Here is a 12,753-nt window from a genome sequence, read left to right as displayed (position 1 = left end):
GTACCCGCCCATTTTCGCCGGGGCAAGGGGACGAGGTCACTGGGGCCGGGCACCCGGCCCGGGGTGTACCCAGCACCACCGGTCACCGGGCCCCCTCACCCCGCACACCTCACGGGGTGTACTTGTAGCCCACCCCGCACACCTCACGGGGCGTACTTGTCACCCACCCCGCACACCTCACGGGGCGTACTTGTAGCCCACCCGGCGCACCGTCTGGATGGAGTGGCGGTGCTCGGCGCCCATCTTGCGGCGCAGCCGGGCCACGTGCACGTCCACTGTCCGGCCGTCGCCGACGTGCCCGTACCCCCACACGGTGGTCACCAACTGGTCGCGGGTGTGCACCCGGTGGGGGTGCGCGACCAGGTGCGCCAGCAGCTCGAACTCCAGGTACGTCAGGTCGAGCGCCCGCCCGTCCACCTCGACGATCCGGCGGGACGCGTCGATGCGCACCGCCCCGGACCCCTGCTGGTCCTGCGGCACCGGCACCGGCGTGTGCGGTACGGGCTCGGGCGCCTGCTGCTGGTCGGCCGGTACGAGCACCAGGTAGCCGACCATCGGCGGACGGCCGGGCAGCGCGGGCAGGGTGTGCTGCGGGGCGGGCAGCCAGGTCGCCCCCGGCGGAAGGTAGTCGGCGACGTCGAAGGCCGGCCGAAGGGGGAGTACGGGGGAGGGAGTTGCCACCTCGTCGCGCTCGACGGCCCGCAGCCGGTGCGCGACGGGCCGCAGCGGTTCGTGGACGGCCCGCCGCTGGACGGCGTTGGCGGCGACGGACGAGGCGGGGAAGGTACGCGGGGTACGGGTGGGGTTCACCATGACAGGTCAGCTCTTTCGCGCGGAGGAGGCCACCGCGGAGAACCGCGCGGCGGCGTACTGCTTCCTACGGAGTGCGCGTGGGCCGAAGGCCGTCGGCCGGATCCCGGAACTGCCGGGAGACGGGGAACGGCTTTAGAGGGCCCGCGCGTTCGCCGCGCGACAACAGACCCGGTCGAAGTCGTGGTGCTGCCGGGAAGGCCAGAACGGCTCCAGGTCGAAGCGACCCGTAGCGGTGAGGTTCTGGTGTCCGGTCATGGCCCCATTGAAGCATGCGCACGCCGGGCGCAGGAGGGCCTCGTCCCCTCCGGGCCCCCGATGCCCCGGTGCGCCCCCTGTGCCCCCGGCCCCACCGGTGTGTTCTTGGGCACAGGAGGGGCGGGCCGCGGACGGGACGGCAGGGCCGGCGGACCCTCCGGCACGGGGCTGCGGGCATGCGCGAGGGGGCGTTCACCGGGCGGTCCCGGTGAACGCCCCCTCGCGGCAGGCAGGTTCGGCCCCGAACCGTCAGACCTGGCCGGCCTTCTCCAGCGCCGTGCAGCACGTCTCGACGATCAGCCGGGTCACCACGTACGGGTCGACGTTGGCGTTGGGGCGACGGTCCTCGATGTAGCCCTTCTTGTCCTGGCCGACCTGCCACGGGATGCGGACCGAGGCGCCGCGGTCGGAGACGCCGTAGCTGTACTCGTTCCACGGGGCGGTCTCGTGCAGACCGGTCAGACGGTCGTCGATCCCGGCGCCGTAGTTCTTCACGTGGTCCATCGGCTTGGAGCCCTCACCGAGCGACTCGCACGCCGTGATGATCGCCTCGTAGCCCTCGCGCATCGCCTTCGTGGAGAAGTTGGTGTGGGCGCCCGCGCCGTTCCAGTCGCCCTTCACCGGCTTCGGGTCGAGCGTCGCGGACACCCCGAAGTCCTCGGCGGTGCGGTACAGCAGCCAGCGCGCCACCCACAGCTGGTCGGAGACCTCCAGCGGAGCCAGCGGGCCCACCTGGAACTCCCACTGTCCCGGCATCACCTCGGCGTTGATGCCGGAGATCCCGAGCCCCGCCGCCAGACAGTGGTCGAGGTGCTTCTCGACGATCTCGCGGCCGAAGATCTCGTCGGCGCCGACGCCGCAGTAGTAGCCGCCCTGCGCGGCGGGGAAGCCGCCCACCGGGAAGCCGAGCGGGCGCTCGCCCTCGAAGAAGGTGTACTCCTGCTCGATGCCGAAGATCGGCTGCTGGCCCTCGAACTGCTCGGCCAACGGACGCAGCGCGGCACGCGTGTTGGAGGAGTGCGGGGTCATGTCGATGTTCAGCACCTCGCACATGACGAGGATGTCGTTGCCACCGCGGATCGGGTCGGGGCAGGAGAAGACCGGGTTCAGGACGAGGTCCGAGGCGTGTCCCTGGGCCTGGTTGGTGCTCGAACCGTCGAAGCCCCAGACCGGCAGCGCGGCCCCGTCGCTGAGGATCTTCGTCTTCGAGCGGAGCTTCGCCGTCGGCTCGGTTCCGTCGATCCAGATGTACTCGGCCTTGAACGTCACGGACGCCATCCTTTACGGGTTCTGCGCTGCTGCGGGTGCGGGCACGGTGCCACCGGTGCGGCGGTGGCGGCGTGCCCCGGTGCTGCCGCGGTGATGGTCGGCAGCCTGGCAACCCGCGATTTCCCGGCCGTTGCCCGTGTGTGAACCCCGTGTTACCACCCTGCGCACCCACGTGACGTACCTCGCACCACCCCGCACGCCCGCGTGACGTACCTCGCACCACCCTGCACGCCCGCGTGACGTACCTCGCGTGGGTCGGCCCCGCGCACCCGCGTGACGTACCTCGCACCGGTCGGCGCCCGTCCGGCCCGCGCCGACGGGGGCGCCCCTTGCGGGCAGACTGGTGGCATGAAGACGTCACCCATCGCCCGTATCGGCCTCCTCGGCACCGGCCCCTGGGCCGACCGCACGCACGCACCCGCCCTGGCCGCCCACCCGGAGGTCGACCTCGTGGGGGTGTGGGGCCGTCGCCCCGAAGCCGCGGCCAAGATCGCCGAGGCCCACTCCACCACGGCCTATGACGACGTCGACGCGCTCCTCGCCGACTGCGACGCCGTCGCGATCGCCCTCCCGCCTGACATCCAGGCACCGCTCGCGGTCCGCGCGGCCGAGGCCGGCTGCCACCTCCTCCTCGACAAGCCGGTGGCCACCACCGTGGAGGGCGCCCGCCGCGTCGCCGATGCGGCCGAGACCGCGGGTGTCGCCTCCGTCGTCTTCTTCACGCTGCGCTTTGCCGCGGGCACCGTCGACTGGATCGCCGAACAGAGCGCGGCCGACGGCTGGTTCACCGCCCGCGCGCACTGGTTCGGGTCGGTCTTCCACCCCAGCGCGGCAGGCCCGTACGCCGAGTCCCCGTGGCGCGGCGAGAAGGGCGCCCTGTGGGACGTCGGCCCGCACGCCCTGTCCGTACTCCTGCCGGTCCTGGGCGACGTGACGCAGCTGACGGCCGCGCCCGGTCAGGGCGACACCGTCCATCTCGTCCTGCGGCACGCCGGCGGTGCGTCGAGCACGGCCGCGCTCAGCCTGACCGCCCCGCCCGAGGCCTCCGGCGTCGACATCGAACTGCGCGGCGCCGCGGGGGTGCACTCGCTGCCCGGCCCGTGGGGAGCAGGCGTGGACTCCTTCGGCACGGCGATCGGCGCGCTGCTGGAAGCTGCCCGCACCGGGACCCCGCACCCGTGCGACGCCCGCTTCGGCCTGCGTGTCACGGAAATCCTGTCGCAGGCGGAAACAGTGCTGGGCCGCTGACCGGACCGCTGAGCGGACCGCACGGCCGGGGAGTGCCTCACTCGCCCCGAAGGCACCTCCGGCCCCTCCGCCCACCGGGTCAAATGCCCTCTGGCCAGGGACGATTGTCAGTGGTGCCCGGTAAAATGGGAAGCGTCCGAGAGGGTCCGTGACCGCCTCAGGAGGATGCCTGTGACCGCTGCCGCTCTGCTGACGAACGCCCACTCCCACAAGCCGAAGGCCGATCCGCGCAAGACGCCGAAACCGCTCCGCAAGAAGCCCCTCCCGGCCGGCCGGCCGCGTGAGTGGTACATCTCCCACAACCGCCGCCTCAAGGCCATGCGCCTGGCGATAGCCCTGATGGACACCGGGGTCTACGTCCCCGAGAAGGCGACCAACCGCAGGATCCGCGACACGGCCGCCCGGGTGGGCATCCACCCGCCGTCCACCACGACGTGCCGCCTGGTGCGCGAGCTCATCAGGGACGAACTGGGCTGAGCCGGCCACGGATCGCAGGAGCCGACCGCACACGACGGAGCCCCGCCACCGCCCGAAGGCGGTGGCGGGGCTCCGTCACACCGTACGAAGGACCTCTAGAGGTCGAAGTACAGCTCGAACTCGTGCGGGTGCGGCCGCAGCTGGATCGGGGCGATCTCCTGCGTGCGCTTGTAGTCGATCCACGTCTCGATCAGGTCGGGGGTGAAGACACCGCCGGCGAGGAGGTACTCGTGGTCGGCCTCCAGGGCGTCGAGGACGGCCGGGAGCGAGGTCGGGACCTGCTGGACGCCCGCGTGCTCCTCGGGGGCCAGCTCGTAGAGGTCCTTGTCGATCGGCTCCGGTGGCTCGATCTTGTTCTTGACGCCGTCCAGGCCGGCCATCAGGAGGGCCGAGAACGCGAGGTACGGGTTCGAGGACGGGTCAGGGGCGCGGAACTCGACGCGCTTGGCCTTCGGGTTGGAGCCCGTGATCGGGATGCGCATCGCGGCGGAGCGGTTGCGCTGCGAGTAGACCATGTTGACCGGGGCCTCGAAGCCGGGCACCAGGCGGTGGTAGGAGTTCACCGTCGGGTTGGTGAAGGCGAGCAGCGACGGCGCGTGCTTGAGGATGCCGCCGATGTAGTAGCGGGCCATGTCCGAGAGGCCCGCGTAGCCCTGCTCGTCGTAGAACAGCGGGATGCCGTTCTGCCACAGCGACTGGTGGACGTGCATGCCGGAGCCGTTGTCGCCGAAGATCGGCTTGGGCATGAAGGTCGCGGTCTTGCCGTTGCGCCAGGCGACGTTCTTCACGACGTACTTGAAGAGCATCAGGTCGTCGGCCGCGGCGAGGAGGGTGTTGAACTTGTAGTTGATCTCCGCCTGGCCGGCGGTGCCCACCTCGTGGTGCTGGCGCTCGACCTGGAGGCCGTTCTTGTCCAGCTCCAGGGAGATCTCGGCACGGAGGTCGGCGAAGTGGTCGACCGGCGGGGTCGGGAAGTAGCCGCCCTTGTAGCGGACCTTGTAGCCGCGGTTGTTCTCCACCGCACCGGTGTTCCAGGCGCCGGCCTCGGAGTCGATGTGGTAGAAGCTCGCGTTCGCCGAGGTCTCGAAGCGGACGCTGTCGAAGACGTAGAACTCGGCCTCGGGGCCGAAGTACGCGGTGTCCGCGAAGCCGGTGGAGGCCAGGTACGCCTCGGCCTTCTTGGCGATGTTGCGCGGGTCGCGGCTGTACTGCTCGCCCGTGATCGGGTCGTGGATGAAGAAGTTGATGTTGAGCGTCTTGTCACGGCGGAACGGGTCGATCCGGGCCGTCGAGAGGTCCGCGCGCAGCGCCATGTCGGACTCGTGGATGGCCTGGAACCCGCGGATCGACGAACCGTCGAAGGCGAGCTCCTCGTCCGGGTCGAAGGCCTTGGCGGGGATCGTGAAGTGCTGCATCACGCCCGGCAGGTCGCAGAACCGGACGTCCACGAACTTGACGTCCTCGTCCGCGATGAACTTCTTGGCTTCGTCGGCGTTCCCGAACATCCAGCTCCTCCTACTCCCGCCCGGGGCCGGACGGGGTTGCCGCTATCTCTGCGGGTCTTCTTGCGGGCCAGTGCGGTGGCACACGCTGGCGTCGACCATAGGCAGACGGGATTTCTCCAGCATGACCCATTTGTTTCGCACAAGTTAACCAGGCTGCCGCCGTGGTGCCCCGTCGGGAACCACCCCCCCGACCCGGCAGGACCGGGACGAAGGGGGGCGCAGTACCTTTGTCGGGTGGACAACAGGCAAGCAATCGGATCGTGGCTCTCCGGACCGCGCGCGGCGGCCGAAGAGATGGGCGCCGACTTCGGGTACCGGGGCAAGCGCCTCGGCCTGCCCCCCGAGGGGCCCGGCTCGGCGGCTCCGCTGGGCCGCCGCTTCGGCGCCCTCTTCGTCGACTGGGCGCTGTGCCTGCTCATCGCGTACGGACTCTTCGCACGCGGCGACTCGCAGGCGGCGGGCAACTACGCGCTCGGCATCTTCCTCGTACTGCACGTGCTCACCGTCGGCACCCTGGGTTTCACCCCGGGCAAGCGTGTCTTCCGCGTCCAGGTGATCTCCGAGCACGGCGGCCGGCTCGGCTTCGGGTGGGCCGTGGTGCGCAGCGTGCTGCTCTGTCTGGCGATCCCGGCGCTGATCTGGGACCGCGACGGCCGCGGTCTGCACGACCGGCTGGCCCGCGCCGTACAGGTACGGATGTAGCCGTACGGGTACGGATGCGGGGGCGCGCGAGAGCGGTGGAACGCAGGACGGCCCCGGAACCTCGAAGGTTCCGGGGCCGTCTTCTGCGTAGAAGGAACGGGGAGCAGAGGGTCAGCGGCCGCGCGGCATCTTCATGCCCTTGCTGCCCGGCATGGGACCCTTCGGCAGCGGCATGTTGCTCATCAGGTCGCCCATCGCGCGCAGCCGGTCGTTGGTCGCGGTGACCTGCGGGCCGGTGAGGGTGCGCGGAAGCTTGAGCATCTTGGTGCGGACCTTCTTCAGGGGCACCTGGTCCTCGCCGTTGCCGACGATGATGTCGGTCACCGGGACGTCGGTGCCCACGATGCGGGCCATCTTCTTCTTCTCGGCCGCGAGCAGGGTCCGCAGCCGGTTCGGATTGCCCTCCGCGACCAGGACGATGCCGGCCTTGCCGACCGCCCGGTGCACGACGTCCTGGCTGCGGTTCATCGCGACCGCGGGAGTCGTCGTCCAGCCACGGCCCACGTTGTCCAGCACCGCCGCCGCGGCACCCGGCTGGCCCTCCATCTGCCCGAAGGCGGCGCGCTCGGCGCGGCGTCCGAAGATGATCGCCATCGCCAGGAACGCCAGCAGGAAACCGAGAATGCCCAGGTAGACCGGGTGACCGATCAGGAAACCGAGGCCGAGGAGGACACCGAATACGACGATGCCCACGCCCGCGACGATCAGACCCACCTTGGGGTCGTTCCGCCGCGTCATCTTGTACGTCAGGGCAATCTGCTTGAGTCGCCCGGGGTTCGCAGTGTCCGCGTTCGCTGCGCGTTCCTTCCTCGCCATGCGAGAAAGTTTACGTTGCCTAGGACGTACGAGCGGACACGGCCTCCAGTGCGTGCTGTGTGGTGACCCGGTCCTTGGCCCGGCGCCGGTCCTCCAGGACGGCGGTCCAGGCGTTACGGCGGGCGGTGCGCTGCCCGGTACCGATCAGCAGCGACTCGACGGCGCGCAGCGCATCGGTGACGGACGGGAGGGCTTGGGCGCGTACGGCCTGCATGTCGGGGGTCCCCCTCGTAGCAGCGGCAAGTGGGGTGGAACTGCGGTGCGTAGAACCACGGTCACCGACTGGTGTTACCAGCACGTGACCGACCGGTCAAACAGCGATGAAACCTTGACGGTGCGGGCGCGCACATGAACGCGGCCCGTACGGCGCCCCTGCCTGCGAGGTTCGTACGGGCCGCGTCCGCACGGCTGTTACTGATCGGTAACCGCTTGTGGTCCGATTCACACGGCGGGCGTGGTCTCCAGCGCGCCGCGGCGCTCCATCGCCTGGCCGTACAGCCGGCCCGCGCGGTAGGAGGAGCGGACCAGCGGCCCGGACATCACACCGGAGTAGCCGATCGCGTCGGCCTCGTCCTTCAGCTCGACGAACTCCATCGGCTTCACCCACCGCTCGACGGGGTGGTGCCGCGGCGAGGGCCGCAGGTACTGCGTGATCGTGATCAGCTCGCAGCCCGCCTCGTGCAGGTCGCGCAGCGCCTCGCTGACCTCCTCACGGGTCTCGCCCATGCCGAGGATCAGGTTCGACTTGGTGACCAGACCGGCCGCGCGCGCCTTGGTGATGACGTCCAGCGAACGCTCGTAACGGAAGCCGGGGCGGATGCGCTTGAAGATGCGCGGCACCGTCTCCACGTTGTGCGCGAAGACCTCGGGGCGGGACTCGAAGACGACGTCCAGCAGCTCGGGCACCGCGTTGAAGTCCGGCGCGAGCAGTTCCACCTTGGTACGGCCGGTCTCCCGGCCCGCCGTCTGCTGGTGGATCTGGCGGACCGTCTCCGCGTACAGCCAGGCGCCGCCGTCCTCCAGGTCGTCGCGCGCGACGCCGGTGATGGTGGCGTAGTTGAGGTCCATGGTGACGACCGACTCGCCCACGCGGCGCGGCTCGTCACGGTCCAGGGCCTCGGGCTTGCCGGTGTCGATCTGGCAGAAGTCACAGCGCCTCGTGCACTGGTCGCCGCCGATGAGGAAGGTCGCCTCCCGGTCCTCCCAGCACTCGTAGATGTTGGGACAACCAGCTTCCTGGCACACCGTGTGCAGTCCCTCGGCCTTCACCAGGGCCTGCATCTTGGTGTACTCGGGGCCCATCTTCGCCCGGGTCTTGATCCACTCGGGCTTGCGCTCGATGGGGGTCTGGCTGTTCCGGACCTCCAGGCGCAGCATCTTGCGACCGTCGGGTGCGACAGCGGACACGTCCAGCACTCCCTCTTGCCAAAAAGGCTTCGATTCCTCGGCGAACACCAGGGTACGCCCGATATTTGTATGGCTTTACGTCCGGACAACCCGGTGCCGGACAGTGGCATTCCTCAGGCGGAGGCCTTTTCGACGACCCGGGGGGCCGGCACGGCCTGCGCCATCACCGCGGTGAGGTGCTTCTGGACGAGCGGCAGCACGTCCTCGACGGTCAGGTCGCGGCCCAGTTCGTTCGCCAGCGAGGCGACGCCCGCGTCACGGATGCCGCACGGGACGATGCGGTCGAACCAGGTGTTGTCCGGGTTCACGTTCAGCGAGAAGCCGTGCATGGTGACGCCCTTGGCGACGCGGATGCCGATCGCGGCGAGCTTGCGGTCCTCGCGGCGCTGACCCGCGTTGGAGGGCGCGTACTCGGGACCGTTCAGCCGGGCGTCGAACTCGGGGTCCGTGAGCCTCGGGTCGAAGTCGAGGGAGAGGCCGCCGAGCTGCGGGCGCTGCTCGACCGGGTCGCCGAGGACCCAGACACCGCTGCGGCCCTCGATGCGGGTGGTCTCCAGACCCAGCTCGGCGCAGACCCGGATCAGGGCGTCCTCCAGCCGGCGCACGTGTGCCACGACGTCGACCGGACGGGGCAGCTTCTGGATGGGGTAGCCGACCAGCTGGCCGGGGCCGTGCCAGGTGATCTTGCCGCCGCGGTCCACGTCGACGACCGGCGTGCCGTCCAGGGGGCGCTCGCTCTCCTCGGTACGCCGTCCCGCCGTGTAGACGGGCAGGTGCTCCAGGAGCAGACAGGTGTCGGGCACCTCGTCGGCGAAACGGGCGGCGTGCACCTCACGCTGCTTCTGCCAGGCCTCTTGGTACTCGACGGCTTCCTCGCCGAACCCCAGTCGGACGAACCGCAGCTCACTCACGGTGTGTCTCCTTCGTATCGCCACGCCACCAGCCACTGTACGGCGGCCGGGAAGCGGTTCCTCGGGCAGGGAGGGGCCGGGGCGAAGGCACGGGGCCTCCGTCAGCGCCTGCCAAGAATCGTCACACGATCGGATGAAGTCGAGGCGCAGAGGTCCGCCAGGGGGTCCAGTGTCGCTAAATTCGCGCCGTTCCATGAGGGCTGCCACCGGGGCCCGGAAGGCAGGAGAGCTCAGAGCTGATGACGGAACGACCTCCGCAGCGCATCCCCAACCGACAGCTCGCCGCGCTCATCGCAGAAGCGGGATTCTCCAACGCAGGCCTTGCCCGACGGGTGGACCAGCTCGGTCTGGAGCACGGACTCGACCTGCGGTACGACAAGACGTCGGTCACCCGCTGGCTGCGCGGTCAGCAGCCGCGCGGCACCACGCCCGCGCTGATCGCCGAAGTGTTCACCAGGAGGCTCGGCAGACGTCTGTCCGCGCAGGACCTGGGGCTCGACGCCTGTGCCCCGGTCTACGCGGGACTCGAATTCGCGGCCACCCCCGAGGAGGCCGTGGACATCGTGAGCGGTCTGTGGCGCAAGGACTCCGGCAGCCATGCCGAACTGCGCAAGATCGCCTTCACCCCGGCCGGGCTGGTGGTGCCCAGCAGGGACTGGCTGATCGGTCGGGCCGACGACCGGGTCGGCCGCGGGGAGCCTGCCGCGCCCGCACCGAACGGCACCGCCGCGATCCGCGTCCCGGCGCAGGGCGGCCGGCCGGGCCCGGTGCTGCCCCGCCAGCGGCAGACCGACCGCGGGCCCGGCCAGCGGGTCACCGCGGGCGACATCTCGGCCCTGCGCTCGGTGGCCGACCTGTTCCGGACGCTGGACCACGCGTACGGCGGCGGGCATGCCAGGCAGGCCCTCGTGCGCTATCTGGAGCACGAGGTGGAACCGATGCTCAGAGGGGTCTACGGGGAGGCGACGGGGCGCCGGCTGTTCTCGGCGGCCGCCGATCTGACCCGGCTGGCGGGCTGGACGGCGTACGACATCGCGGCGCACGGCCTCGCCCAGCGTTACTTCGTACAGGCCCTGCGGCTCGCACAGGCGGCGGGCGACCGCGCGTACGGGAGTTATGTCCTGGTGACGATGAGCCGGCAGGCGGTCTACCTGGGGCACGGCCGGGAGGCCGTGCAACTGGCCCGGGTCGCCCAGCAGGGGGTCGGATCGTCGGCGCCCCCGGTGGTGCAGGCGCTGCTGCACGCCGTGGAGGCGCGCGGGCACGGGGTGCTCGGCGAGGTGAGGGCCTGCACGTCGTCCCTGGTGCGGGCGGAGCGGGCGATGGAGGCGGCGCGGCCGGGGGACGACGTACCGCACTGGGCGAAGTTCTTCGACGAGGCCCAGCTGGCCGACGAGTGCGGCCACTGCCACCGCGACCTCCAGCAGTACCGGGCCGCCGCCCAGCACGCCGAGCGGTCCTTGCAGCTGCGGCCGCACGGGTACGCGCGCAGCCGGCTGTTCTGCCGGGTGGTGCTCGCGCAGGCCAGGCTCGGGCTCGGGGAGCTGGACCAGGCGTGCGCGCTGGGCGCGGAGGCGGCGCAGCAGGCCTCCGAGATGCGCTCGGCGCGGGCGACGGAGTACGTGCGGGAGTTCGAGCGGCGCCTGGAGCCGTACCGCGACGCGGCGGCGGTACGGGGATACCGCGACCGGGTGGCGGCACTGGGCTGACCCATCGGGCCGGCCCCCCCCACGGCCGCCCTCCGCGCCATCACCCGGCCAGGCCCTTGCACCTGGTGCCGGGCCCGGACCCTCGGCCGGGCCCGTACCCGGTGCCTCGACGGGGTCAGGCGGCGCGCAGCTCCTCGGGGGTACGTGCGGGGCGGACGCCGAAGTCCCTGAGGATCTCCCGCGCGGCCCGGCGGCCCGAGTGCAGTGCGCCCTGCACGGTGCTCGTCTCGCGGTGGTCGCCGCAGACGTAGAGACCGGACAACAGCCTGACCGGGCGGCGTACGTCGTGCGGCGCGGGCATCGCGGGCACGGCGTCCGCGTCGTGGTGGACGGCCAGGAGTTCCCAGCCGTCCGTCGGCGTCCCGTACAGCCGGGACAGGTGGGAGCGGACCTCCTCGTCCAGGTCGGGCGGGGGAGTGCCCAGCACCGTGGAGGAGATCAGCACCCGCCCGTCGGGCGCCCTGGTGGGGTCGACCGCGCTGACGACGGCGGTGTGCGCGACCGGACCGCTCCGGTCGGCGTCCAGGACCAGGGCCGACCCGGTCGGGGGCGCGGTGCGGGCGGTGTGGTGCAGGACGGTGACGGGGTGGAAGCCGGGCACGCGCAGCCCTGGCAGCAGCTCGGCGGCGGCTCGGGCGCCGGTCGCCAGCAGCAGGGAGCGGCAGCCCAGCTCGCCGTCCTCCTTGGTGCTGACGCCGGAGATGGACGCGCGGGTGACGTGAACTCCGGTACGCACCGTGCCGGGTGGCAGCGCCGCGGCGAGGAGCTCGGGCAGCGAGCCCGCGCCGCCCTCGGGCACGCACAGCCGGCCCCGGGCGAACCCGTGCAGTGCGAGGTCCGCGCACCGGCTGGAGGTGGTCAGTCCGGGGTCGGACAGCAACGCCGTCAGCAGGGGCCGAAGGAAGCCCTCGACCGTACGGGACGGCAGCCCCCGGTCGAACAGGGCCTCCAGGGCCGGGAGTTCCGGCCTGGCGAGCAGGCGGTCCACCGGTGTGCCGGCGAGCCGGGTCAGGGCGGCGCTCAGCCTGGCCTGGTCGAGCGGACCGCCGAGCGGGCCGGGCGTACGAGGCCGGGGGGCGCTCGCGAGGGCGCGCGCCGCGGTGAGTGCGCCCCGTGCACTCCGTGTGCCACCCGGCTCGCCCGCGCGGTAGTGCCTGCCCCCGCTGTGCACGAGGACACCGGGCGCGAACGGCCGCAGGACCAGGCCCTCCAGGCCCGGGGCCGCGCGCAGTTCCTGGTGGGCTGTGCTGAGCACCTGGCCCACCCTGTCGAGCCGGAACTCGTCGATCAGGTCGGTGGCCATCCGGCCGCCGACGTAAGGGGCGGCCTCCAGGACGCTGACCGTTACTCCGGCGCTGATGAGCTCGTGGGCCGCGCGGAGACCGGCGACCCCGGCCCCCACGATGACGACGTCCGCACTGGGTGCTGGGTTAAGCACGTGCCCCTCCCCGAGGTCGGCGCGGCTGCTGGTGCAGGGCTCATGCCCCCGACAGCGTTGCGGAATGCCCGAACGGAGCGTGCAGCGTAGAAGTCACCAGCGGCCCTCCGGGAGGCGCGCACCTACCGGGCACCGAGGCACGGCGGTCGCACGAGGGTGGAGAACCGGTCAAGAAGTGATCGAAAGACGGTCGAGAGCGCGCG

At 71.4% G+C, this 12,753-nt stretch carries 13 protein-coding genes; 4 read left to right on the top strand and 9 right to left on the bottom strand.

The features are described 5' to 3' along the window. Window positions 1–177 precede the first annotated feature (177 nt). From ACIQM4_RS33635 to glnII, 3 genes are all read right to left on the bottom strand, one after another. Window positions 178–813 carry a winged helix-turn-helix domain-containing protein gene (locus ACIQM4_RS33635; protein ID WP_401599228.1) on the bottom strand — a complete coding sequence of 212 codons (636 nt, stop codon included), beginning with the start codon at window positions 811–813 and terminating at the stop codon, window positions 178–180. Between the two features lie 132 nt (window positions 814–945). Then, window positions 946–1,068 (bottom strand): hypothetical protein, encoded by a 123-nt coding sequence (locus tag ACIQM4_RS33630; protein ID WP_401599226.1) that lies wholly within the window; start codon window positions 1,066–1,068, stop codon window positions 946–948. A gap of 249 nt (window positions 1,069–1,317) precedes the next feature. Then, window positions 1,318–2,337: a glutamine synthetase gene (glnII, locus tag ACIQM4_RS33625; RefSeq protein ID WP_401599225.1), complete on the bottom strand. Its 1,020-nt coding sequence runs from the start codon at window positions 2,335–2,337 to the stop codon at window positions 1,318–1,320. Window positions 2,338–2,685: 348 nt separating this feature from the next. Between glnII and ACIQM4_RS33620 the strand changes: the two genes are divergently transcribed. Both ACIQM4_RS33620 and ACIQM4_RS33615 read left to right on the top strand, forming a co-directional pair. Beyond that, window positions 2,686–3,585, top strand: a complete 900-nt coding sequence (locus ACIQM4_RS33620; protein ID WP_401599224.1) for a Gfo/Idh/MocA family protein — start codon at window positions 2,686–2,688, stop codon at window positions 3,583–3,585. A 165-nt stretch (window positions 3,586–3,750) separates the two neighbouring features. Further along, window positions 3,751–4,062, top strand: a complete 312-nt coding sequence (locus tag ACIQM4_RS33615) for a hypothetical protein (protein ID WP_401599222.1) — start codon at window positions 3,751–3,753, stop codon at window positions 4,060–4,062. A gap of 95 nt (window positions 4,063–4,157) precedes the next feature. On the opposite strand, the gene glnA is transcribed toward ACIQM4_RS33615, so the two are convergent. Beyond that, entirely contained in the window at window positions 4,158–5,567 is a 1,410-nt protein-coding gene (gene glnA / locus ACIQM4_RS33610) for a type I glutamate--ammonia ligase (RefSeq protein WP_401599221.1), read from the bottom strand. 234 nt (window positions 5,568–5,801) lie between these two features. Here glnA and ACIQM4_RS33605 point away from each other — a divergent pair, with 234 nt between their 5' ends. Beyond that, on the top strand, window positions 5,802–6,269 hold the full coding sequence (locus ACIQM4_RS33605) for an RDD family protein (protein ID WP_401599219.1): 468 nt from the start codon (window positions 5,802–5,804) through the stop codon (window positions 6,267–6,269). 111 nt (window positions 6,270–6,380) lie between these two features. On the opposite strand, the gene ACIQM4_RS33600 is transcribed toward ACIQM4_RS33605, so the two are convergent. The 4 genes from ACIQM4_RS33600 to lipB form a co-directional block, all read right to left on the bottom strand. After that, a complete protein-coding gene (locus tag ACIQM4_RS33600) occupies window positions 6,381–7,085 on the bottom strand; it encodes a DUF4191 domain-containing protein (RefSeq protein ID WP_401599217.1) in 705 nt (234 codons plus the stop codon). 19 nt (window positions 7,086–7,104) lie between these two features. Then, a complete protein-coding gene (locus tag ACIQM4_RS33595) occupies window positions 7,105–7,299 on the bottom strand; it encodes a hypothetical protein (RefSeq protein ID WP_401599216.1) in 195 nt (64 codons plus the stop codon). A 227-nt stretch (window positions 7,300–7,526) separates the two neighbouring features. Then, entirely contained in the window at window positions 7,527–8,492 is a 966-nt protein-coding gene (lipA, locus tag ACIQM4_RS33590) for a lipoyl synthase (protein ID WP_401599214.1), read from the bottom strand. Between the two features lie 113 nt (window positions 8,493–8,605). Then, window positions 8,606–9,403, bottom strand: a complete 798-nt coding sequence (gene lipB, locus ACIQM4_RS33585) for a lipoyl(octanoyl) transferase LipB (protein ID WP_401599212.1) — start codon at window positions 9,401–9,403, stop codon at window positions 8,606–8,608. A 239-nt stretch (window positions 9,404–9,642) separates the two neighbouring features. Between lipB and ACIQM4_RS33580 the strand changes: the two genes are divergently transcribed. Next, window positions 9,643–11,112: a regulator gene (locus ACIQM4_RS33580; RefSeq protein ID WP_401599210.1), complete on the top strand. Its 1,470-nt coding sequence runs from the start codon at window positions 9,643–9,645 to the stop codon at window positions 11,110–11,112. A gap of 115 nt (window positions 11,113–11,227) precedes the next feature. Here the strand turns inward: ACIQM4_RS33580 and ACIQM4_RS33575 are convergent, their stop codons facing one another. Beyond that, window positions 11,228–12,550 carry an NAD(P)/FAD-dependent oxidoreductase gene (locus ACIQM4_RS33575; RefSeq protein WP_401599208.1) on the bottom strand — a complete coding sequence of 441 codons (1,323 nt, stop codon included), beginning with the start codon at window positions 12,548–12,550 and terminating at the stop codon, window positions 11,228–11,230. Between the last annotated feature and the right edge of the window lie 203 nt (window positions 12,551–12,753).

It is taken from the genome of Streptomyces sp. NPDC091272 (genome assembly GCF_044757485.1).
Classification (GTDB): domain Bacteria; phylum Actinomycetota; class Actinomycetes; order Streptomycetales; family Streptomycetaceae; genus Streptomyces.
This window is presented reverse-complemented; position numbering and strand designations above follow the sequence as displayed.

Coding starts and splice junctions, on each gene's coding strand:
- ACIQM4_RS33635 (WP_401599228.1), bottom strand. CDS start 813: ATGGTGAACCCCACCCGTACCCCGCGTACCTTCCCCGCCTCGTCCGTC.
- ACIQM4_RS33630 (WP_401599226.1), bottom strand. CDS start 1,068: ATGACCGGACACCAGAACCTCACCGCTACGGGTCGCTTCGACCTGGAG.
- ACIQM4_RS33620 (WP_401599224.1), top strand. CDS start 2,686: ATGAAGACGTCACCCATCGCCCGTATCGGCCTCCTCGGCACCGGCCCC.
- ACIQM4_RS33615 (WP_401599222.1), top strand. CDS start 3,751: ATGCCTGTGACCGCTGCCGCTCTGCTGACGAACGCCCACTCCCACAAG.
- glnA (WP_401599221.1), bottom strand. CDS start 5,567: ATGTTCGGGAACGCCGACGAAGCCAAGAAGTTCATCGCGGACGAGGAC.
- ACIQM4_RS33600 (WP_401599217.1), bottom strand. CDS start 7,085: ATGGCGAGGAAGGAACGCGCAGCGAACGCGGACACTGCGAACCCCGGG.
- ACIQM4_RS33595 (WP_401599216.1), bottom strand. CDS start 7,299: ATGCAGGCCGTACGCGCCCAAGCCCTCCCGTCCGTCACCGATGCGCTG.
- ACIQM4_RS33580 (WP_401599210.1), top strand. CDS start 9,643: ATGACGGAACGACCTCCGCAGCGCATCCCCAACCGACAGCTCGCCGCG.